The 584-nt window shown below is 59.9% G+C and carries 1 protein-coding gene; it reads right to left on the bottom strand.

What is annotated here, in order from left to right; translation table 11 throughout:
• Positions 1-584 (bottom strand): type VI secretion system tip protein VgrG (gene vgrG, locus LIY45_RS30575; RefSeq protein WP_226478726.1); only part of this gene is annotated, 584 nt, incomplete at both ends.

Genomic DNA, 584 nt, shown 5'->3' with positions numbered 1-584 from the left:
GCGTAGAAGTAGCCGCTTTCGCTTTGCAGATCCTCGTCATAGGCGTAGCGGTCGCCCATGACGCTGTAGGGTTCGGCGTAGTGATAAGCCTCGCCATAGGTGCCGGCGGCGCCACGGGTTTGGTCGATGTCGCCGTTCAGGTGGGCGTGAGCCACGCGGTGGTGGTAGCTGCGGATATTGACGTGCTGTTCCACCACTTGATGGCTGGATTGCAGGTTCCACACACCGTCTTGCCCGGTGCTGCTGAGCCCGGATTGCGGGCGGTAGGCAAGCTCGACATTGAACTGGTAGTGGCGTTGATCGTCGTGAAATTCCACCACCTCGATGTTCAGGCGTTCATCGCGGGTGAAGCGGTACCAGATGCCTACCTCGGCCAGCAGGCGGGTGATGAAGGCCAGGTCACTTTCGGCGTACTGCATGACCTGTTCGCGCTTGGGGTAGTCGCGCACCAGGTTGAAGAAGAAGTCCTGGCCTTCAAAGTCGTGGCGGCTGCGCAGGATTTTTTCGACGATTTGCGGGACGGATTGGTGTTGGTAGATACGGGACTGCTGGCCTCGGCCCAACAGGGCAAAGTGCGGTTCCAG

The organism is Pseudomonas sp. MWU16-30323 (assembly GCF_020515595.1).
Classification (GTDB): domain Bacteria; phylum Pseudomonadota; class Gammaproteobacteria; order Pseudomonadales; family Pseudomonadaceae; genus Aquipseudomonas; species Aquipseudomonas yamanorum.
This window is presented reverse-complemented; position numbering and strand designations above follow the sequence as displayed.